Source organism: Streptomyces sp. NPDC020898, from assembly GCF_044333925.1.
GTDB lineage: Bacteria > Actinomycetota > Actinomycetes > Streptomycetales > Streptomycetaceae > Streptomyces.
Genome location: NZ_JBIRRV010000009.1, coordinates 276,399 through 296,899, shown reverse-complemented (window position 1 = coordinate 296,899; position 20,501 = coordinate 276,399). Strand labels below are relative to the sequence as shown.

The following is a 20,501-nucleotide window of genomic DNA, read 5'->3' as shown; positions in this document are numbered from 1 at the left end:
CCACTGGCCAAGGACAGGGTAGCGGATGTGGGCGGGTGTGGGTTGCGGGGATCGGGGCTGATGGGTCCGCTGACGGAGCAGATGCTTCTGACCTGCTGGTTCTGTCGTTGCTGGGGAGCGGTCGGCGGATGCTGGACGACGGGCAGATCGTGTTCGGCTGTTGCCGGGGGACGTGCGCCGGCCCTGCGGTAGGCCGGTGGTAGGCGGTACGCGCAGGGTGGCGGACTCTCCATGGGCCGGCTCAGGCGGTGGTTGCGGTGGCGGGCCGGTCCCAGCCTTCCCAGCGGAGGAGGCGGCCGGTGCCGGCCTTGGCCTCGACACCGTGGTCGGTCATCTCGAACTCACCGAAGTCCAGCACGTACAGGGCCGGATCACCGGGCGCGAACCCGACGTCGATCGGCCGGTGCAGGTCGGGTTCGGACGGCAGGCCACGGAGGGACCAGTCGTCCGGGTCGGCCATCAGCAGATGCCGACCGAGCTTCGGTCCGCCCGGTGGCAGCGTCATCGGGGCCTCGTCCCCGAACAGCGTGACCACCAGCTGTCCGGCGAGCGGGGAACCCGGCGGGGCGACGGCGAACTTGGTCGCCGCCACATGTGCCTCGAAGTCCAGCACGGCCGGCTCCGGGGGCGGAAGCTGGTCGTGGTTGGCGAGCAGGAACGTCGGCTGGGGCCCGCGCTGGGGCTTGAACTTGGGGTCGGTCACCGGGATCCCGCCGATGAAGTCCGGCCAGCCGTACCAAGCTCCCTCGCGTACTTCGAACAGCAGGTCAGGCGCGTCGCCGATGGGACGGCTGCCCCGGTCGTCCGCTCCCTGGTCCACTGCGAGGAGCCGGCCGTCGGGCAGGAACCCGAGCCCGAAGGCGTTGCGCAGGCCCCAGGCCACCAGTTCCAGGTTGCCGCCGTCGAGGTCGCAGCGCATGACGGCCGCGGAGCAGGGCAGTGCGGCTTCGATCTTCTGACCGGGGCGGGTGGCAGTGCCGAAAGGGGCGAACGCGCCGGTGACTGCCTGCGCGCCGGGAGTATCGGTCAGCGGGTCGCGGGTGGTGACGTTGACGCCGGTCAGCTCTATGTCGAGACCGGGAAGGTCGTACGAATGCGGGAGCCGGCCCAGCCAGCCGAGCTCGTAGGCGTCCAGGCCGATGATGCCCAGGTTGGACATCGCTCCCTGAGCGAAATACAGCTTGTCGTCGGGGCCCGCCACCGCCATGTCGACGTGGTAGTTGCCGGGTCCGGGCAGGCCGTCGACGATGACTGTGCGCTGCCCGTCGGGACCTATCCGGGTGATCTGGCCGGCGCCGCCCTCGGACACGTGCAGGAAGCCCTTGTGCCACAGAAGCCCGGTCACCGGCGGGGCCAACTGGTCGGCGATGAGCCGACGGTCGGCGCCGTCCTCACCGAGACGCCAGATCCGGCCGCCCGGTGCGGCACCGCCGAACGGCAGGCCCGACTCGGCCAGATACACCCCGTGGTCGTCGTCGAAAGCCAGGCTGGTCGGGAAATTCAGCCCGTCGGCCACTGCAGTCGGTGAAGACATGAAGACTCCTCAGGAAAGGGGGCAGGGCCGCTGTAGCCCTGACATCAGGCTGGGAAGGATTTACCGTCCTTCCGTTTCTCCGCGGCACCTTGGGGTCGGCAAAGAGCTGTTGACAGCAACGGGACTGCACCCAGGCTGAGGTGATGGATCGTCGGAAGGGTCGCCGGGTACAGGCCCGGGGCGGAAACAGGTGAAGCCCCCCAGGAGGACTGGTCTGCGAAGACCAGGTCCACGCCAGGAGGCTTCACGTGCCGTCCAGTGCCACATACACCCCGGGATCGACATGAGACGGGACACCGTCCCGTACCTCTCATCGTTCACGAGGGCCGAGCGCGACCGGCTCGGGACCCTGTGTCGGCACCCGGGCGCTGAGCTGTCTCCGGAGACCGTGCTGGTCATCCGCTGGTTCCTCGACAACACCCGGGTGCGTCAGCTCACCGCGGACAACAGCCTGTCCGGCCGGGACCTGCTACCGCTGCCTCTACGAAGGTGCCGCCGCGCTCACCGCACAGGCACCCTCGGCCCCGTCACCTGGTATAGCAGAACACCTGTGCGAGATACGTGACCGGGGAGCCGCTCGTAGACGATTGAATAACTCTGGTCGAGCTGACCTGCCCGTTCTTGCTACGGCACGTTTGCTGCAGGCCAGGGAGGTCTTCTGTCGCCCGCTGTTGCGTAAGCCGGTGATACCCGGTTTCCACCCACGACTCGTATGCCTGCGCCGATGTGGCCGTTCCTGCGAGCGTGGCGGCGCAGAAGAATGACACCGCTGTCACACGGCTCATCCTCTTCCTCGTGGTTCCGTTCTTCATCGTCACTGTGGTCATGCCGTATCTCCGTCTTTGGTGTGGGGGAATATCCGACGGACCGTCACGCCTGACGGAGGCCAATGGACGACAGGGCGTCATGCCCTGCGCCGGGCACTGTCATTGCCTACATCAGTGATGCTCGTGCACGGGTCGTGCCCGACGTTACGGATGAAGGGATGGAAGCGGATCTGCCGCCGTATCCGTCGCCGTATCCGTCATCGAACGTGTCATGGGGCTGCCAATACGGCCGGGCTGTCTGCGTCGAGGCCCCGATCACGCGAGAGTCGGCGGCCGCGATCGTGGTCTCGCAGTCGACGCGGGCAGCAGCGAACAGCCCGCGCCCCACCTCCGGTTGGGACGGCGGGGACAAGGCGGGCGGCTCCAAGCGGCACCGGGTGGTGGACTGCCTCGGCCTGGTCCTGGCTGGTGCGGTCGCTGGATGCGGGCGGCGGGCTGTCGGGGGCCGAGAGTACGGCTCGGTCGAGAGGGCGCGGCTCGGTCGACCGTCTCGCGTGGTCGTCGGCCCGACGCCGGGACGGCGGCAGCGGCGGGGGTAGCGGCGGGGGCCCGGGCCCCGATTGCCTACCTATGTGGCGTCGGGCCCCGGTCGCGTAGCCCGTGTTCAGGATTCGAGGTCGGGCCCGTGTGGTGCGGTCATGGCTCTGTGGGTCGATTCCAGGATCTTCTCCGACAGTTCTGTGCCCGCCGTGGCCCGGGCGAGCAGGATCGCGCCGACCAGCGTGGCCACCATGGGAAGGCCGTCGTCGGTGTCGGTGGACATCCACGCGGCGAATTCCTGGACTCCGGCCGCGTACGTCTCGCGGACCTCCCCGGCTGAGGGCTCGCGAGCCATGTCCCCGGCGAACCCCGCGGTGGGGCAGCCGGTGCCGGGCTGGTCGCGGTGTTCGGCCGACAGGTAGTAGTCGACGAGGGCGCCGCGCGCGGTGTTGTGATCGCCGTGGGCCGTGTCGAACGACGCCAGGAGTACGTCAACGTCCCCGAAGGCGGCCTGGGCGGCCTCGGCCACCAGGGCCTCCTTGGAGGAGAACTGCTTGTAGAAGCCACCCGTGGTCAGCCCGATGGACTTCATCAGGTCGGCGACGCTGATGCCGTTCACACCGCGCTCCCGGAAGAGCTGGGAGGCCGCGGCGACCGCGCGCCTGCGGTTCTCGACCGCCTGTGCCTGCGAAACGCGACTCATCAGTCACCTGCCCACGTTAGATATTGAAGTGTATCTATCGTACGCGAAGGGTCGGGCGGGCGGCAGTGGCGCCCTCGTTCCGTACGGCGACGCCCGCTGTTGACCGGACGACGTTAGATAGTTATCGTAATCTAAAGCGAGGCCGACACTCCGGCCCCACCCACGCATCCGACGGACCAGAAATGAGATCCACCATGACCACGCAGAACAAGACCGCCGTCGTCACCGGAGCGTCCGCCGGCCTGGGTGCCGCCTACGCGCAGCGGCTGGCCGACCGGGGCTACGACCTGATCCTGGTGGCCCGGAACGCCGCGCGGCTGGAGACGCTGGCGTCGGACATCCGCAGCCGCACGGGCCGTGCGGTGGACATCGTCGCCGCCGACCTCACCGACGCGGCACAGATCGCCGTTGTCGAGGAGCGGCTGCGGACCGACGAGAGCATCGAGGTACTGATCAACAACGCCGGCGCCGCGCTGCTCACGCCGCTGACAGGTTCCGACGCGGCGGCCTACGAGGCGCTGATCAACCTCAATGTGACCTCGCTGACCAGGCTGACCATCGCGGTCCTGCCGGGCCTGACGGCCCGCGGGCGCGGCACCGTCGTGAACGTCTCTTCCGCCATGGCTCTCAACATCCTGCCGGTCAGCGCCGTCTACAGCGGCACCAAGAGCTACGTCCTGACGTTCACCCAGGCCCTGCAGCAGGAACTCGCCGAGAGCCCCGTCACGGTGCAGGCCGTGCTGCCGGGCGCTGTCCGCACGGATCTCTGGGACGGCTCCGGTGTCGACCTCGAGACGTTCCCCGACGAGATCATCATGAGCGTGGACGACGCCGTCGACGCGGCGTTCGCCGGCCTCGACGCCGGGGAGCCTGTCACCATCCTGTCGCTGCCGGACATCAGCGACTGGGAGGCGTTCGAGAAGGCGCGTCAGGCGCTCGTCCCGAACCTGTCGCTGCGGGTCCCGGCCGACCGCTACCGCGGCTGACCATCGCTCCGCCCCCGGTGCGAGGGAGGACCGACACGCTCGGCGTCCTCCCTCTCGTACGAACAGTCCCTCGCTCACTCACACCCTTCATCTGAGGAAACACCCATGTCGAACACCCTGTGGAACCCGATCGTCGCCGGAGAGATCCCCCTGCCGCACCGGCTGGCCATGGCCCCGCTCACCCGGAACCGGTCCACCCCGAGCGGCGCGCCCACCGAGCTGAACGCCGAGTACTACGCCCAGCGCGCCTCGCACGCCTTCATCGTCACCGAGGGAACCCAGCCCAGCGCCGACGGCCAGGGCTACCCGCTCACCCCCGGCATCTACACCGAGGAACACATCGCCGGCTGGCGCAAGGTCACCGACGCCGTGCACAAGGCCGACGGACGCATCGTCATCCAGCTCATGCACGCCGGACGGATGTCCCACCCCGACAACACCCCCCACCACCGGCAGCCGGTCGCCCCCTCCCCGGTCCGGCCGGCGGGCGAGATGTTCACCGCGTCCGGGCTCCAGGAGATGCCGGTACCGCGCGAACTGTCCACCGAGGAAGTCGCCGGCGTGGTCGACGACTTCCGCCGGGCCGCCGCGGCAGCCATCGCGGCCGGCGCCGACGGCGTCGAGATCCACGGTGCCAACGGCTACCTCGTGCACCAGTTCCTCTCCACCAACACCAACCAGCGCACCGACAGCTACGGCGGATCCATCGAGAACCGCATCCGCTTCGCCGTCGAGGTGGCCACCGCCGTGGCCGAGGAGATCGGCGCCGGCCGCACCGGCATCCGTATCTCCCCCGCCACCCCCTTCAACGACATGGCCGAGAGCGACACCCACGAGCTGTACCCCGCCCTCGTCAGCGCCCTCGCCCCGCTCGACCTCGCCTACCTGCACGTCCTCCACGGTGGCGACGACGAACTCCTGCACACCCTGCGCAAGTTGTGGCCGACCACCCTCGTCCTCAACCGGGCCGGCACCGACATCGCCACCCGTGCCAAGGACGTCGAAGACGGCCTCGCCGACGTCATCACCGTCGGCTCGATGGCACTCGCCAACCCCGACCTGGTCGAGCGCGTCCGCGCCGACGCGCCGCTGAACACCCCCGACCCGGAGACCTTCTACGGTGGCGGCGCGGCCGGCTACACCGACTACCCGACCCACGCCGCCTGACCAGCTCCGACCGCGACTCCGACCCCGACCCCGACTCCACCCGTACCGGTCCTGGCGGGCCGGTATGCCCAACTGGCCTCGGGGCCGTCGGGGGCGAGCGGGTTGTGCTGGATGCAGTCCGGCCGTACGTGGCGGTCGACGGCGGTGGTGTCGCCCCCGTCGAAGACGGCCCTGAGGGCTTGGGCGGCGATCCGCGTCCTCAGCGTCCCTCGACCGTCAGCACGATCTTGCCGGTGGTGCGGCCGGTCTCGCCGAGGATGTGGGCCTTGGCGGCCTCGGCGAGCGGGAAGGTGGCCGCGATGTGGACGCGCAGGGCGCCGGTCTCGACGAGGTCGGCGATGGCCTGCATGCCGGCGCGGTCGGCCTCGACGAGGAGACTCTCGTAGCGGATGCCCCGTGCGGCGATGTCGGCCAGTTCGGCGGGGTCGATGGGGAACGGAAGGATCGAGACGAGGGTGCCGCCGGGGCCCAGCACAGCGAGGGAGCGGGCGCGGGCGGCGGTGTCCCGTGAGATCGGGTCGAGGACCACGTCGATGTCCTTGGCGGCCTCGGTGAAGTCGACCGTCTGGTAGTCGATGGCCTCGTCCACTCCGATCGAACGCAGGAAGTCGTGCTTGGCGGCGCTGGCGGTGCCGAGGACGTATGCGCCGCGGGACTTGGCGATCTGGACGGCGAGGTGGCCGACGCCGCCGGCCGCCGCGTGGATGAGGACCCTCTGCCCGGGCTGGATGTCGGCGGTGTCGACGAGTGCCTGGTAGGCGGTGAGGGCCGCGAGCGGGAGGGCGCCGGCCTGGACATGGTCGATGCCGGCGGGCTTGTGGACGAAGGCGCGGGCCGGGCCGGTCACGTACTCGGCGTGGGCGCCGACCCCGTGGGGGTAGGGCAGCATGCCGAAGACCTCGTCGCCGGGCTTGAACACGGTGACGCCGGTGCCGACGGACTCGACGACTCCGGAGACGTCCCAGCCCAGGATGAGAGGCAGGCCGTTGGCGGTCATGGGCAGCGCGCGGTTCCACCAGTCGGTGGGGTTGACGCCGGCCCCGCGGACGGCGATCAGGATCTCACTCAACCCCGGCTCGGGCCGGGGCAGTTCGACCTCCTTGAGCACATCGGGGGAGCCGTGGGTGTCCTGGCGGATGGCGCGCATGGTGGCGGTACTGGGATTCGTCATGCGTCCAGCGTCGCTGCCTGCCACACACCGGCGCCATGGCATGAATGCCAACTTTCGACGGGATCACGCCATGGCTGCGCGAGGGGAAGGGTGCGCGTGATGTGTCCAGCATGCTCGCCGTCGCTCGCCGTCGCTCGCCGCGCTCGCCGTCGCTCGCCGCGCTCGCCGTCGCTCGCCGCGCTCGCCGCGCTCGCCGCGCTCGCCGTCGCCCTCCGGTCCGATACCCTGGCATGAATTCCAACTTCCGACGGGATCACGCCATGGCATCCATCCACCGAGTCGTCGTCCTGGCCGTCGACGGTGTGTACCCCTTCGAACTGGGCATCCCCAGCCGGGTCTTCGGGTCGGCGGACGGTCGCTACGAGGTCCTGACCTGCAGTGTCGACGGCCGCCCGGTCCGCACCAACTCCGACTTCTCGATCACCGTCGAGCACGGCCCGGAGGTGCTGCGCACCGCCGACACCGTCATCCTCCCGCCCTTCGGTGCCGTCGTCATGACCCGGGACGTGCTGCAAACAGCGGTTCAGGCGCTCGCGTCCGTGACTCCCGGCACCCGCCTCGTGTCCATCTGCACCGGCGCCTTGGTCCTCGCCGAAGCCGGTCTCCTCGACGGTCGGAGGGCCACCACCCACTGGATGGGCGCGGACCCCTTCCGCGCACGCTTCCCACAGGTCGCACTGGATCCCGACGTCCTTTTCATCGACGACGGAGATGTGCTGACATCGGCCGGTGCCGCCTCCGGGCTCGACGTCTGCCTGCACCTCATCCGCAAGGACCACGGCAGTGAGGTCGCCAACCAGGTGGCCCGCATGTGCGTCGTCCCGCCGTGGCGCGACGGAGGGCAGGCGCAGTACATCCAGCACCCGGTGCCCGAGGCCCCGGCCGGAGGAACGGCCACCGCACGCCAGTGGGCGCTGGAGAACCTCCACGAGCCCATGACTCTGACGGACCTCGCCGAGCACTCCCGCATGAGCCTGCGCACCTTCGCCCGCCGCTTCACCGAGGAGGTGGGCATGAGCCCGGGGCGCTGGCTGATCCAGCAGCGCGTCGAACGGGCACGGCACCTCCTCGAAACCACCGACCAGCCGGTGGACGACATCGCCGGCCAGGTCGGCTTCGCCGGCGGCACCTCGCTACGGGAGCATCTGCACGCCGCCATCGGCGTCTCACCCCTCGCCTACCGGCGCACCTTCCGGGGTGCTCTGTCCCGGTAGAGGTTGGTTGAGGAAGACCACGGGGGCCGGACCCCACTGGACCCCCACCCCTATGTGAGTACGGTCATACTCCAAAGAGTCATCAGGCCCTTGCCTGTGAAGAGGTCCTGTTCTTATGATCGTATGGTCGTAATGTAAAAGGTTCAGGGGCGAGTGAGCGGGCCACTGGAACCCACCGGTCAAGTGGTCCACGAGTTCCTCCCTCTGAAAGGGCATCCCATGAAGTCACTGGTCTCGCCGAAGCCGGTGACGGTGGACGTGGCGCAGGAAGCCCCCCGGCCGCTCGCCTCCTTCGCCCGGTTCGTCCTGCTCGGCGGCGGTGTCGGAGTCGCTTCCAGCGCTGCCGTGGCGGCGCTCGCCGGGCTGATGCCCTGGGTCGTGGCGAATGCGGTGATGACCGTCGTGTCCACTGTCCTCAGTACGGAGCTCCACGCGCACTTCACCTTCGGGGCAGGGCACGCCGGATGGCGCCAGCACTGGCAGTCCGCCGGATCGGCGACGGCTGCCTACGCGGTGACCTCCGTCGCGGTCCTCGTCCTGCACGTCGTACAGCCGTCGGCCGGAGCGTTCTACGAGCAGGCTGTCTACCTCGCCGCCGCCGGACTCGCCGGCATCGGGCGCTTCCTCGTACTGCGGGTGTTCGTCTTCGCCGGCAAGCGGAACCGCAACGGGAACGGGGACCTGGACGGAAACGGGACCACGGTGCGGGTCATGAGCGCGGCACCGGTGCAGGAGACGGCGGGCACGAAGGCGCCCCTGCTCCTCCCGGTTGCCGGCGCCCTGAGCGGAGTGCGCATCCAGCCCGTCCACTCCCCGGTCCGCAGGCCCGCTGTTCTGGCCTCCCGCGTCCCCCGTCGCGCGAGCGCGAGGCGAAGCGCACCGCCGAGCTTGTCGCCGCGCCGGGGTGGACATGCCGGGCCGGCAGGCCGCGCAGCCCTCGCTCCCCCCTCCTACCGCACCAGGCAGGGCCGCTTCCCGTCGAACTCCCACCCCGGCACCAGGAACCGCATCCCGGTCGCGTCGTCCCGCGCCCCCAGCGCCTTCTCCCGGTACAGCTCATGGGCGGCGAGCACCCGCTCCATGTCCACCTGAACCCCCAGCCCCGGCGCGTCCGGCACCGCGATCTCACCCCCGACGATGCGCGGCGGAGCGACCGTGAGGCGTTCCAGGCCCTCCTGCCAGATCCAGTGGGTGTCGAGGGCGTTGTACTCGCCCGGGGCCGCCGCGCCGCAGTGGGTGACCATGGCCAGGGAGATGTCGAAGTGGTTGTTGGAGTGGCAGCCCCAGGTCAGGCCCATCGCGTTGCACAGCTGGGCGACGCGTACGGAGCCCTGCATGGTCCAGAAGTGCGGGTCGGCCAGGGGGATGGAGACCGACTGGAGGGCCAGGGCGTGGGTCAGCTGCCGCCAGTCCGTGGCGATCATGTTGGTCGCCGTGGGGAGGCCGGTCGCCCGGCGGAACTCGGCCAGGATCTCGCGCCCCGAGTAGCCGTCCTCCGCCCCGCAGGGATCCTCGGCGTAGGCGAGGGTGCCGTGCAGGGGGGCGCACAGCTCGATAGCCTCGCGCAGCGACCACGCGCCGTTCGGGTCGAGGGTGATCCGGGCCTCCGGGAACCGGTCCTTCAGCGCCCGTACGGCCTTCACCTCGTCGGCGCCCTCCAGGACCCCGCCCTTGAGCTTGAAGTCGCGGAAGCCGTAGCGGGCGTGGGTGGCCTCGGCCTGGCGGACGATTGCCTCCGGGGTCAGGGCCTCCTCGTGCCGGACGCGGTACCAGTCCACGTCCGAGTCCGGTTCGCGGACGTAGTCCAGGTCCGTGCGGTCCGGGTCGCCGACGTAGAAGAGGTAGCCCAACACCCGTACGGAATCGCGCTGTTGGCCGTCGCCGAGCAGGGCCGCGACCGGTACGTCCAGGTGCTGGCCGAGGAGGTCGAGCAGCGCCGACTCGACGGCCGTCACCGCGTGCACGGTGGTGCGCAGGTCGAAGGTCTGGGCGCCGCGTCCGCCCGAGTCGCGGTCGGCGAACCGGGCGCCGATCTCGCGCAGGACCCGCTTGTAGTCGCCCACCTTGGCACCGACGACCAGCGACTCGGCGTCGCGCAGAGTCCGCGTGATCTTCTCGCCGCCGGGGACCTCACCGAGTCCCGTACGGCCCTCGGAGTCGGTGAGGATCACGACGTTGCGGGTGAAGTAGGGGCCGTGGGCGCCGGAGAGGTTCAGCTCCATGCTGTCGCGGCCGGCGACGGGATAGACGGCGAAGGCGGTGACGGTCGGCTGGCTCGTACTCACGGTCATCAAGATCCTCCGGCCGATGCGCGGGGTGCAGATGCTGTCCATGTATGCAGATGGAGGCTAGGTGAGTGAACTGGCGGGGTCAACGATGGGCCCCATGCCGGAGAAGAGATCGTGTCCGCTGCCATGGGGCGGCTGCGGTGATCAGGGTGCGGGGGAGTCGGGGCGGTGTCGCGGGACACCGCCCTAGGCCAACGGCACCCGCGTGAACCGCCCCGCCGTCCGCAGCTCCGCCTCGATTCGGGACGCCGTCCCGTACAGCTCCGGCAGCACCTCCGCCACGCAGCTCTCCGCCGTACGCCGGGTCGTGTGCATCGCGACGTTCACCGCCGCGACGACCCGTCCCGTACGGTCCCGCACCGGGACCGCGATCGACCGCAGCCCCTCCTCCAACTCCTCGTCGACCAGGGCGTATCCCTGCTCCCGCACCTCCGCCAGCACCCCTGCGAAGGCCGCCGGGTCCGTCACCGTGTGCGGAGTCAGCGGCGGCAGGGGCGGCAGCGTCAACCGCCCCTCCGGTACGTCGGCCAGCAGCACCCGGCCCATCGAGGTGGGGTACGCCGGAAGCCGCGTCCCGACGGTGATGTGGGCGCTCATGATGCGCCTCGTCGCCACCCGCGCCGTGTACTGGATCTCGGCCTCCGAACCCGGCCCGCTGTCCTCCGTCAGGATCGCCAGTGACGCCGACTCGTCGACGCGACCCGCGAGTTCGGCCAGGTGCGGGGCGGCGATCTCGGGCAGGGACGTACGGGAGAGGGGCGGGAAACCGAGGGACAGGACCCGGGGGGTGAGGGCGAAGGTGCGGCCGTGTGTCCCGACGTATCCCAGGTGCTCGTAGGTGATCAGGGCCCGGCGGGCCGTCGCCCTGGCGAGGCCCGTCGCCCGCGCGACCTCCGTCAGGGTCAGGTCGGCGCGGGACTCGCCGAAGGCCGTCAGGACGGTCAGGCCCCTGGCCAGGGACTCGATGAACTCCCGGCCCAGTTCCTGCTTCGAGGCCCCGGTCCAGGCGGCCAGGCCGGAGGGAGGGGCCAGCGACGAGGGCTGCGGCTGCGCCCGCAACTCCGCCTCCATCGCGGCCACCGTCGCGCGAAGGCGTGGCAGCAGGTCGTCGCGCAGGCCGGCTGTCGTACGGCGGCTCGTGTGGCTGACCACGCTCGCGACACAGGCCACCCGGCCCGTACGGGGGTCCCGTACGGGTACGGAGACGGCGACCAGCCCCGGTTCGATCAGCTGGTCGTCCAGTGCCCAGCCGTCCGAGCGGGCCCGCTCGACGTACGCCTCGAAGTCGGCGCCCGTGTCGTCGGTGCGGGGCGGAACGGCGGGGAAGCCTAGGTCCGTCGGGTCCGCCGCCCGGCGTTCGCGCCAGCGGTGCCAGTCGGCGGGCGTCCACTCGGTGGCGAACAGCGGGCCGGGGGCGGTGCGTTCGGCGGGGAGGAGGTCGCCGATGCGGAAGCTGAGGGACATGGCGCGGCGGCGGGTCGCCTGGTGGATGAAACGGATGCCGTCCCGGTCGCCGACCGCGAGCGACACCGACTCGTCCAGCTCGTCGGCGAGGGCGTCCGCGTGCACGTCGAGGAGAGCGGGCAGCCGGAGGGCGGCCAGATAGGCGTTGCCGAGTTCCATCAGCCGAGGGGTGAGAACCGCGTCCCGGCCGTCGAGACGGACGTACCCCATCCGTGCGAGCGTCGCCGTGATCCGGTCGACCGTCGAACGGGCCAGCCCGGTCGCCCGCTCCAGCCCGCTCAGGCTCAACGTCCCGCCCGACTCGGTCAGTTGCCGCAGCACGGCGATCCCGCGCATCAGCGGGGCGACAGCCTCGACGGGGACGGCGACGGGGAGGGTGGCGGGGACGGGGTCAATCATGGGCACACCGTAATGCCCGTACGGAAAACCGCTGGTCGTGGGCCTGCCGCCACCACCGATGCCACCACGGGAAGACCCTTACCGGCGAGTGACCGCCACCCGGTAGTTCCCGTCGAGGTCCGCGCTCGCGACCGCGATCTGGACGCCCCGTCTCGGGTCCTTGAAGGACTCGCCCGGTGCGAAGGGCGCGTCGGAGAGTTCCGCGTGGACGTTCGGGCTGCGGGTGCAGCCGCCGCTGTCGCGCCGGGAGTCGTACACGGTGACCGGGCCCCGGCCGGTGTCGACGTTCGCGTCGACCTTGTAGATCAGCACGCCCGGCCGGCACACCGTCTCGTCGTTGCCCTCGCGGGTGCGCAGCTCGACGGCGTATCCCGTACGGGAGGTGAGGGGGACGAACACGAGTTTCGCGCCGCCGGGACGGGCCAGGGGAGTGAGGGCGTACTCGGTCGTCCCGGCCGTCACCGCGCAGCCGACCTGCGAGGCGTCCAGCCAGCCGAGCTTCCACTTGTGCCAGCCCAGGAGGTCGTTGTTGGCGCCCCAGTCCTCGCTCATGATGTCCCAGTGGCCGACCGCACCGCCGCCCTCGTGGGTGTAGAGGTCGGGCAGCCCGAACACATGGCCGTTCTCGTGGGGGAGGACGCGGTAGCCCGTGGTGTCGTACGCACCGGAGCCGTCGTCCTGGCGGGAGTAGACGAAGGACGCGTTGGCGACGGGCACGCCGTCCGCGACCGGAGCGTCGTCGTTGCCGGCGAAGGTGACGGACAGGACGGTGTCCAGGGCGGAGGGGCCCGCGTTGGGGGTGACCAGCACGTTCAGCAGGTCGTACGAGCGGAAGTCCACCGTCGGGTCGGCCGTGGCCACGATGTCCTGGACCAGCCGGCGGTAGCCGGGGTCGAAGGGGGCGCCGCGCTCTATGCCGTACGAGCGGAAGGACCGGGGCATCCGCAGCCAGTCGGCGACGGGGGCCTCGGGGCGGTAGTCGAGGCGGCCGTAGGAGCTGGTGGTGAACCAGTCCCGGGTCTGCGGGAAGAACTCCGCGAGGCGGTCGAGGGCGCTGCCCTGGCCGGGGGCGTCGGAGAAGTCGACCATCAGGTTCAGGGCGCGGACGGTGCCGGTGGAGCGGGAGTAGCCGAGCGGGGTGGGCAGGCCCTCGGACATCTGGACGCCGAGGCCGCCCCTGATCAGGCAGGGCCCGAGGGGGGAGGAGCGGGCCAGCGAGATGGAGCCCGCGGCCGTCGTGGCGCCCCCGGTGAGGTGCCCGGTGCCGGCCGAGGTGCTGACCGCGAGGGTCAGCGCGGCCACGGACGCGAGGGCGGCCACCCGGCGAGGGCGCAGGGGACCCCGCGGGCGTATCCGACGACGGCTGGTGGGCTGCTGCATGCACGGACCCTTCGCGCCACGGCAGCCGCCGGTCTCGGACTGCACCCTTTCGATCACCCTGTGTGGAGGGCGGCGGGAGCGCGCGCTGGAGGAGACCGATCGTGGATTTCCCGCCCAGGCGCTTGTGACTCAGGTCACATGGAATCTCTGTCGATGCGGGAAATAACCGGGGACCGTTTCCCCGTTTGGTCATGTGTCCGAGCGAAACGGGGACTGCTTCCCCGGATCGCACCGCAAGCCTCATAGCTCATCGACTCGCCGAAGGAGCACACCGTGCAGACCGCCATCCCTGTGCAGAAGAAGGCGACCCGGCCCCGCGCCGACGCCCTGCGCAACCGGGAGCGGATCGTCACCGCCGCCCGCGAGATGTTCGTCGAGTTCGGCCCCGAGGTGCCGATCGACGAGATCGCCCGCCGGGCCGGCGTCGGCAATGCCACGGTGTACCGCAACTTCCCCGACCGCGAGGCCCTCGTGCGGGAGGTCGTCTGCTCGGTCATGGACCGGACGGCCGAGGCGGCCGAACTCGCGCTCGCCGAGACCGGCGACGCTTTCGCGGCGCTTGAGCGCTTCGTGCATGTCGCCGCCGACGAACGGCTCAGCGCGCTCTGCCCGATGATGGCCAGCACGTTCGACCAGCGCCACCCCGACCTGGAGGCGGCGCGGGAGCGGGTCGAACAGCTCACCGAGGAGATCATGGACCGGGCCAAGGTGACCGGCCGGCTCCGCACCGACGTGGGTGTGGGCGACGTGCTGATCGTCGTGTCCCAGCTCAGCCGCCCGCCGGCAGGCACGGCGTGCGGGAGCATGGACCGCTTCGTCCACCGCCACCTGCAGTTGTTCCTGGACGGTCTGCGGGCCCCGGCCCCCTCCGAACTGCCGGGCACGCCCGCGACGATGGAGGACCTGCGCCGATCCTGACCGATTAGCCCAGCGCCGTACCCGAGTCACCATTCACACCACGGCACGCCACCGCGCACCACACAGCACCACCACGCACCACACCAGACTTCCGGCCGTCAGTGTCGACGACCTGTCCCTTTCCTCGCTCTTTTTCCGTCACGAAGTCCCGAAGCGGGTATCCCCATGTCTGAAACAGCCCAGGCTGCCGCCACCAAGGCGCCGGCTCCCGACGCCAACCGCTGGAAAGCGCTCACCTTCATAGCGATCGCCCAGCTGATGGTCGTGCTCGACGCGACCATCGTGAACATCGCCCTGCCCTCCGCCCAGCAGGACCTGGGGATATCGGACGGCAACCGCCAGTGGGTCATCACGGCCTACGCCCTGGCCTTCGGCGGACTGCTGCTCTTCGGCGGCCGGATCGCCGACATCTGGGGCCGCAAGAACACCTTCGTCACCGGCCTGATCGGCTTCGCCGCCGCCTCCGCCCTGGGTGGCGCCGCCACCAACGAGGCGATGCTCCTCGGCTCCCGCGCCCTCCAGGGTGCCTTCGGCGCACTGCTCGCGCCCGCCGCGCTCTCCCTGCTCGCGGTGATGTTCACCGACGCCAAGGAGCGCGCCAAGGCGTTCGGCATCTACGGTGCGATCGCCGGTGGTGGCGGTGCCGTGGGTCTCATCCTCGGCGGCTTCCTCACCGAGTACCTGGACTGGCGCTGGACGTTCTTCGTGAACATCCCGTTCGCGATCGTCGCCGCCCTCGGTGCGTACTTCGTCATCCGTGAGCCGTCCGGCAGCCGCAACCGCTCGCCGCTCGACATCCCGGGCGTCGTCCTGTCCACCCTCGGTCTGGTCTCCCTCGTCTACGGCTTCACGCGGGCCGAGTCCGAGGGCTGGAGCGACTCCGTGACGATCGGCATGTTCGTCGTCTCGGTCGTGCTCCTCGCGACCTTCGTGCTCGTCGAGGCCAAGGTCAAGGCCCCGCTGCTGCCCCTGCGCGTCATCACCGAGCGCAACCGCGGCGGCGTCTACCTCTCGCTCGGCCTCGCGATCATCGCGATGTTCGGCCTGTTCCTCTTCCTGACGTACTACCTGCAGATCGTGAAGGGCTACTCGCCGGTCAAGACCGGCTTCGCCTTCCTGCCGATGATCGTGGGCATGATCACGGGCTCCACGCAGATCGGCGCCCGCCTAATGACTCGCGTCGCCCCGCGCCTGCTGATGGGCCCCGGCTTCGTGGTCGCCGCGCTCGGCATGCTGCTGCTGACCCAGATGGAGATCGGCTCCTCGTACACGGCGCTGCTTCTGCCGGCCATGCTCCTGCTCGGCCTCGGTATGGGTACGGCGTTCATGCCGGCCATGTCCCTGGCCACGCTGGGCGTCGAGCCGCGTGACTCCGGTGTCGCCTCCGCGATGGTCAACACCTCGCAGCAGGTGGGCGGCGCGATCGGTACGGCCCTGCTGAACACGATCGCCGCCTCGGCCACCACGTCGTACCTCGCCGACAACCTCGGCAGCGCGACCTCCCGCTCCCAGCAGCAGCTGGTCCAGCTGGAGGCCATGGTCGAGGGTTACACCAGCGCCATCTGGTTCGCCGTCGGCATCCTGGTCGCCGCCGCGGCCATCGCCTTCACCTTCATCAACGCCGGCCGCCCGGACATGAGTTCGGTCAGCGGCGAAGGTGCGGACGAGGAGTTCAAGGTGCCGGTGGTCGCCCACTGACGCCGGCGACCGTCGCCCTCGTACCCCTTCGGGCCGCCCCGTACGTCACGCGGGGTGGGGACACCTCGTGACGTACGACTCCAGGATCTGCCCTGGTTCCGCTCAGCGGAGCCAGGGCAGATCCGCGCCCGCGTCCTTCGGCTGAAGCCCCTGGGCGACGATCTCCATGACCTCGTGCAGGGTCTTGCGCTGCTCGTCGCTGATCCGGTCGAACAACGCCTGGCGTACGGCGGCCACATGGCCCGGCGCGGTGCGCCGGAGCACTTCCGCGCCCTGGTCGGTCAGGACCGCGAACTGGCCGCGTTTGTCCGAGGGGCAGTCCTCGCGGCGTACCCAGCCGTTCTTCTCCAGCCGGGCGATGGCGTGCGAGAGCCGGGACCGGGTGATCTTCGCCTTCATGGCCAGCTCGGTCATGCGCAGCCGCCGGTCCGGAACGTCGGCGAGGCCGACGAGCAGGCCGAAGTAGACGTGCGGCATGCCGGCGTCACGCTGCAGCTGACGGTCGAGATGGTCCTCGAGCAGGGTGACGGCGTGCACGTACGCGCGCCAGGTGCGCTGTTCCTCGTCGGTGAGCCAGCGGGGCTCCTCGGCGGGTGTAGATGCCGTATTCATGTACTCCACTCTACGGTCCCCCTTCTTGAATATTAAACCAAAACGATGTATGTTCAGTATGCGAGAAGCTTGATACTTCAAGGAGCAGACTTGAAGGAGGAGCAGTCTCGGAGAACCGAAGGGAGCAGTCGTCATGTCCGCCGCCATCCAGGAGCGCATGCCCGCGCTCTACCTCAGCCACGGCGCGCCTCCGCTGGCGGACGACCCGATCTGGCCCGGCGAACTCGCCGCCTGGTCGGCCGGCCTGCCGCGCCCCAAGGCGATCCTGATGGTCTCCGCCCACTGGGAAGAGGCCCCCCTCGCCCTCGCCGCCATCGAAACGATCCCCCTCGTCTACGACTTCTGGGGCTTTCCCGAGCACTACTACCAGGTCGAGTACGCCGCCCCTGGCGCCCCCGAACTCGCCGAGTCCGTACGTAAGCTGCTGCGGGCCCCCGGCATGCCCGTCCAGGACGTCCCGGACCGCGGTCTCGACCACGGCGCCTACGTCCCTCTGGTGGAGATGTTCCCCGAGGCGGACGTCCCTGTCCTCCAGATCTCCATGCCTACCCTCGACCCGGTGAAGCTGATGGACATCGGACGCAAGCTCGCGCCCCTGCGGGACGAGGGCGTCCTGATCGTCGGCTCCGGCTTCTTCACCCACAACCTGGCCGCCCTGCGGCATGCGGGCTCCGGAGTGCCGACCTGGTCGAGCGAGTTCGACGACTGGGGCCGCCGGGCGCTGGAGTCACGGGACGTGGACGGCCTGCTCGACTTCCTCAACAAGGCTCCCGCGGGCCGGTACGCCCATCCCCGCACCGAGCACTTCGCGCCGCTCTTCGTGACGATGGGCGCGGCCGACGTGGCCGGCGAGCTGGACTCCCAGAAGTCGGTCATCGACGGCTTCTGGATGGGGATGGCCAAGCGGTCGGTGCAGTTCGGCTGACACTCCGGACCGAAGTCGGCCCCTCGGGGCAGGCGCCGGTGGGCCTCAGAGGCACGGGAACCCGAAGCGTTCGTGCAGCCGCACGGACGCTTCGTCGTGTTCGGCGTGCTGTGGCAACCATCGGCCGGTGCCGACCGTCTTCAGGGGAGAGGGCGGTTGCGGAAAGCGTCGAGGTCACTCCCGACCCCCTGGCTGACCTGCACCTCTGTACGATCCGACAACATCACGCCTCCCCTGCGGCGGCACAGGGTACTGCAAGATCAGAAAAATAGGGGAGTCGGTTGGGAATTCTGTCCTGATTCCAGTCGTTGTTTCCATCGGATGCCGGGCACGCGAGGAGTGTGCTGAGCGTTCATGAATCAACAGGGATAACGAGGACCACCCGGACCACCCGCTGACCCTCCATCGCAAGGGAGCAAGCATGGCAACCCGTGCCGTCGCCCGTCGTACGTCGTCCGCCACCGGCGGGACCGCCGGCGGCGCACGCAGTGTTCGCGCCCACACCGGCGAGATCGCCGACCGCGACCTGGTCGGCATGTACCTGGACGAGATAGCGCGAACCCCGCTGCTCGACGCCGCGAAGGAGGTCGAGCTGTCGCAGACCATCGAGGCCGGTGTGTTCGCGCGCCAGATCCTCGACGGCGAGGCAGAGGCCAAGGCGGACGCCACCGTCGCGGAGCTGGAGGTGCTGGTCGCCGAGGCCGAGCGGGCCAAGGACATCTTCATCCGCTCCAACCTCCGGCTGGTCGTCGCCGTGGCGCGCCGCTACCCCCGTAGCGGACTGCCCCTCCTCGACCTCATCCAGGAGGGCAACGCCGGCCTGGTGCGCGCGGTCGAGAAGTTCGACTACCGCAAGGGCTTCAAGTTCTCGACGTACGCCACCTGGTGGATCCGTCAGGCCATCACCCGCTCCATAGCCGACCAGTCGCGCACGATCCGCCTCCCCGTCCACCTGGTCGAGGAGCTGGGCCGGATCCGGCGCGTGCAGCGCGAGTTCAACCGCAAGAACGGGCGCGACCCGGAGCCGCTGGAGATCGCCGCCGAGCTCGACACGACACCGGCACGCGTGATCGATGTCCTGGACTGGGCCCGCGACCCGGTCTCGCTGAACATGCCGGTGGACGACGAGGGTGAGACGCAGTTCGGCGACCTCCTGGAGGACACCTCGGCGGTGTCGCCGGAACAGTCGGTCCTGACCCTCCTGCGCAGCGAGGAACTGGACGACCTGATCGGCCGCCTCGACCAGCGCACGGCGTCCATCATCAAGATGCGGTACGGCATCGTGGACGGCCGGGAGCGCACGCTGACGGAGGTCGGCAAGGAGCACGGGCTGACCCGCGAGCGGATCCGGCAGATCGAGAAGCACGCGCTGCTGGAGCTGAAGAAGCTGGCCAGGGACACCGGCTTCGACGCGGCGGCATAGTCCCGCACAAGCGGTCGCGGCCGATGACGGGCGTACCGGATCCGGTGCAGGGGGGCGCGTTCGGGTGCTCCGCACGCCGGGCGGCGTACGACTGTTGGAGGCCGCGTGCGCGGGGTGGCGGAGGGCCGCGCAAAGACAGCGGTGCGACGCTGCTTCAAACCACGAAGTCCTGGGCACAAGAACTCAGGGCCCAGGACTTCTGGATCCGGGCGGCAACGCCTCGGACCCCCTGAGCCGAGTTCCGACGCAACCCCCCCCAGCGTCGGGGCTCTCCCGAGCCGGGCTTCGGCACCTACCCCCCCCAGGTGCCGGGGCCCGGCTCTCATGTGCAGGCTCTCGTCTGCCGTCTGCCGTCTGCCGTCTGCCGTCTGCCGTCTGCCGTCTGCCGTCTCCGTCCGGCATCTGCGGCCGCTGTCCGGCGTCTGCCGTCTCCGTCCGGCATCTGCGGCCGCCGTCCCGCGTCTGCCGTCTCCGTCCGGCGTCTGCGGCCGTCGCGGTTTCGCGCCTGGAAGTGCTGAAGGCGGGGCACCCCGTACCTGAACCCCGGGGTGGCCCGCCGAATGGCAGATTGTGCCACAGCGGCATAACCTGGCGTGCGTGTCGCACCCCACTTACCCCGGTTCCGCCGACTCCTCCGCTTCCTCCCCTCCCGCCGGCTTCTCGGGTTCGCTCACGGAACGGCGAAAATCGGCCACCCGGACGGAGATCGCCCGGGTGGCGGCGCGGCTCTTCGTGACCCACGGGCTGCGGGCCACCCGCGCCGAGGACATCGCCCAGGCCGCCGGGGTCGCGCCGCGCACGTTCTACCGCTACTTCGCGACCAAAGAAGAAGCCGTCGGCCCCCTGTTCGGCGCGGGGACGGAACTCTGGGCCCAGGCGGTGCGCGAGGCCCCGGCCGTACTGTCCGTACCGCAGGCGCTGGAACACGCGGTACGGCATGTGCTGACGCCAGGCGCCGGAGTGTCCCCGGGCGCCCTGGACTGGGCCCGCACCCTGCTCCGGCTGGCCCAGGAGAGCCCGGGCCTGCTGCGGGTGTGGACGGAACGGTGCCGCGAGGCGGAACACACGCTCGCGGAGGCGCTGGCCTCCCGGGGCGGCCCGGCCGGCTCACCCGAGGCGCGCTTCACGGCCGCCGTCGCCAACGCCGCCGTACGCGTCGCCTTCGAGACCTGGTCGGCCGGGGACACCCCGGCCGACGGCCCGACAGGCCCGGCCGCGCTGGCGGTGCGCAACCTGGGGATGCTGCGGGACTTTCCCTGGGGCGGTGCGGGGACGTGACGTGACGTGATGTGACGCGGTGCCGGGGGAGCAG

Annotated in this window: 15 protein-coding genes and 1 pseudogene; 9 read left to right on the top strand and 7 right to left on the bottom strand. The window is 70.3% G+C overall.

Annotated features, from left to right (window positions below):
* Positions 1-241: 241 nt before the first annotated feature.
* Together ACH4TV_RS28180 and ACH4TV_RS28175 are read right to left on the bottom strand one after the other, a co-directional pair.
* Positions 242-1,534, bottom strand: coding sequence for a PQQ-dependent sugar dehydrogenase (locus ACH4TV_RS28180; protein WP_398402836.1), 1,293 nt, complete (start codon positions 1,532-1,534; stop codon positions 242-244).
* A gap of 1,431 nt (positions 1,535-2,965) precedes the next feature.
* Entirely contained in the window at positions 2,966-3,544 is a 579-nt protein-coding gene (locus ACH4TV_RS28175; protein ID WP_398402834.1) for a TetR/AcrR family transcriptional regulator, read from the bottom strand.
* A 194-nt stretch (positions 3,545-3,738) separates the two neighbouring features.
* On the opposite strand from ACH4TV_RS28175, the gene ACH4TV_RS28170 reads away from it, so the two are divergent.
* Both ACH4TV_RS28170 and ACH4TV_RS28165 read left to right on the top strand, forming a co-directional pair.
* Positions 3,739-4,530: an SDR family NAD(P)-dependent oxidoreductase gene (locus tag ACH4TV_RS28170; RefSeq protein WP_398402832.1), complete on the top strand. Its 792-nt coding sequence runs from the start codon at positions 3,739-3,741 to the stop codon at positions 4,528-4,530.
* A 105-nt stretch (positions 4,531-4,635) separates the two neighbouring features.
* Complete coding sequence (locus ACH4TV_RS28165; protein WP_398402830.1) at positions 4,636-5,697, top strand: alkene reductase; 1,062 nt, start codon at positions 4,636-4,638, stop codon at positions 5,695-5,697.
* A gap of 199 nt (positions 5,698-5,896) precedes the next feature.
* Here ACH4TV_RS28165 and ACH4TV_RS28160 read toward each other — a convergent pair whose 3' ends face one another.
* Positions 5,897-6,844: an NADP-dependent oxidoreductase gene (locus tag ACH4TV_RS28160; protein ID WP_398403014.1), complete on the bottom strand. Its 948-nt coding sequence runs from the start codon at positions 6,842-6,844 to the stop codon at positions 5,897-5,899.
* A 284-nt stretch (positions 6,845-7,128) separates the two neighbouring features.
* Here ACH4TV_RS28160 and ACH4TV_RS28155 point away from each other — a divergent pair, with 284 nt between their 5' ends.
* Together ACH4TV_RS28155 and ACH4TV_RS28150 are read left to right on the top strand one after the other, a co-directional pair.
* Positions 7,129-8,082, top strand: a complete 954-nt coding sequence (locus ACH4TV_RS28155) for a GlxA family transcriptional regulator (protein ID WP_398402828.1) — start codon at positions 7,129-7,131, stop codon at positions 8,080-8,082.
* A gap of 219 nt (positions 8,083-8,301) precedes the next feature.
* Positions 8,302-8,742: pseudogene (locus ACH4TV_RS28150) on the top strand (hypothetical protein); the annotation flags it as partial.
* A 290-nt stretch (positions 8,743-9,032) separates the two neighbouring features.
* Here the strand turns inward: ACH4TV_RS28150 and ACH4TV_RS28145 are convergent.
* From ACH4TV_RS28145 to ACH4TV_RS28135, 3 genes are all read right to left on the bottom strand, one after another.
* The gene (locus ACH4TV_RS28145) at positions 9,033-10,373 is read right to left on the bottom strand and encodes an enolase C-terminal domain-like protein (RefSeq protein WP_398402827.1); all 1,341 of its coding nucleotides are present in this window, start codon (positions 10,371-10,373) and stop codon (positions 9,033-9,035) included.
* Between the two features lie 183 nt (positions 10,374-10,556).
* On the bottom strand, positions 10,557-12,233 hold the full coding sequence (locus ACH4TV_RS28140) for an IclR family transcriptional regulator C-terminal domain-containing protein (RefSeq protein ID WP_398402826.1): 1,677 nt from the start codon (positions 12,231-12,233) through the stop codon (positions 10,557-10,559).
* Between the two features lie 78 nt (positions 12,234-12,311).
* Positions 12,312-13,613 carry a M6 family metalloprotease domain-containing protein gene (locus ACH4TV_RS28135; RefSeq protein ID WP_398402824.1) on the bottom strand — a complete coding sequence of 434 codons (1,302 nt, stop codon included), beginning with the start codon at positions 13,611-13,613 and terminating at the stop codon, positions 12,312-12,314.
* Positions 13,614-13,886: 273 nt separating this feature from the next.
* Here ACH4TV_RS28135 and ACH4TV_RS28130 point away from each other — a divergent pair, with 273 nt between their 5' ends.
* Both ACH4TV_RS28130 and ACH4TV_RS28125 read left to right on the top strand, forming a co-directional pair.
* Positions 13,887-14,531, top strand: coding sequence for a TetR/AcrR family transcriptional regulator (locus ACH4TV_RS28130; RefSeq protein WP_398402822.1), 645 nt, complete (start codon positions 13,887-13,889; stop codon positions 14,529-14,531).
* Between the two features lie 165 nt (positions 14,532-14,696).
* Positions 14,697-16,229 carry an MFS transporter gene (locus ACH4TV_RS28125; protein ID WP_398402820.1) on the top strand — a complete coding sequence of 511 codons (1,533 nt, stop codon included), beginning with the start codon at positions 14,697-14,699 and terminating at the stop codon, positions 16,227-16,229.
* Between the two features lie 102 nt (positions 16,230-16,331).
* On the opposite strand, the gene ACH4TV_RS28120 is transcribed toward ACH4TV_RS28125, so the two are convergent.
* Complete coding sequence (locus tag ACH4TV_RS28120) at positions 16,332-16,841, bottom strand: MarR family winged helix-turn-helix transcriptional regulator (protein ID WP_398402818.1); 510 nt, start codon at positions 16,839-16,841, stop codon at positions 16,332-16,334.
* A 133-nt stretch (positions 16,842-16,974) separates the two neighbouring features.
* Between ACH4TV_RS28120 and ACH4TV_RS28115 the strand changes: the two genes are divergently transcribed.
* The 3 genes from ACH4TV_RS28115 (at position 16,975) to ACH4TV_RS28105 (ending at position 20,467) form a co-directional block, all read left to right on the top strand.
* A complete protein-coding gene (locus tag ACH4TV_RS28115) occupies positions 16,975-17,766 on the top strand; it encodes a dioxygenase (RefSeq protein WP_398402816.1) in 792 nt (263 codons plus the stop codon).
* Between the two features lie 421 nt (positions 17,767-18,187).
* On the top strand, positions 18,188-19,189 hold the full coding sequence (locus ACH4TV_RS28110; protein ID WP_398402814.1) for an RNA polymerase sigma factor RpoD/SigA: 1,002 nt from the start codon (positions 18,188-18,190) through the stop codon (positions 19,187-19,189).
* 597 nt (positions 19,190-19,786) lie between these two features.
* On the top strand, positions 19,787-20,467 hold the full coding sequence (locus ACH4TV_RS28105; protein WP_398402812.1) for a TetR/AcrR family transcriptional regulator: 681 nt from the start codon (positions 19,787-19,789) through the stop codon (positions 20,465-20,467).
* The last annotated feature ends 34 nt before the right edge of the window (positions 20,468-20,501 follow it).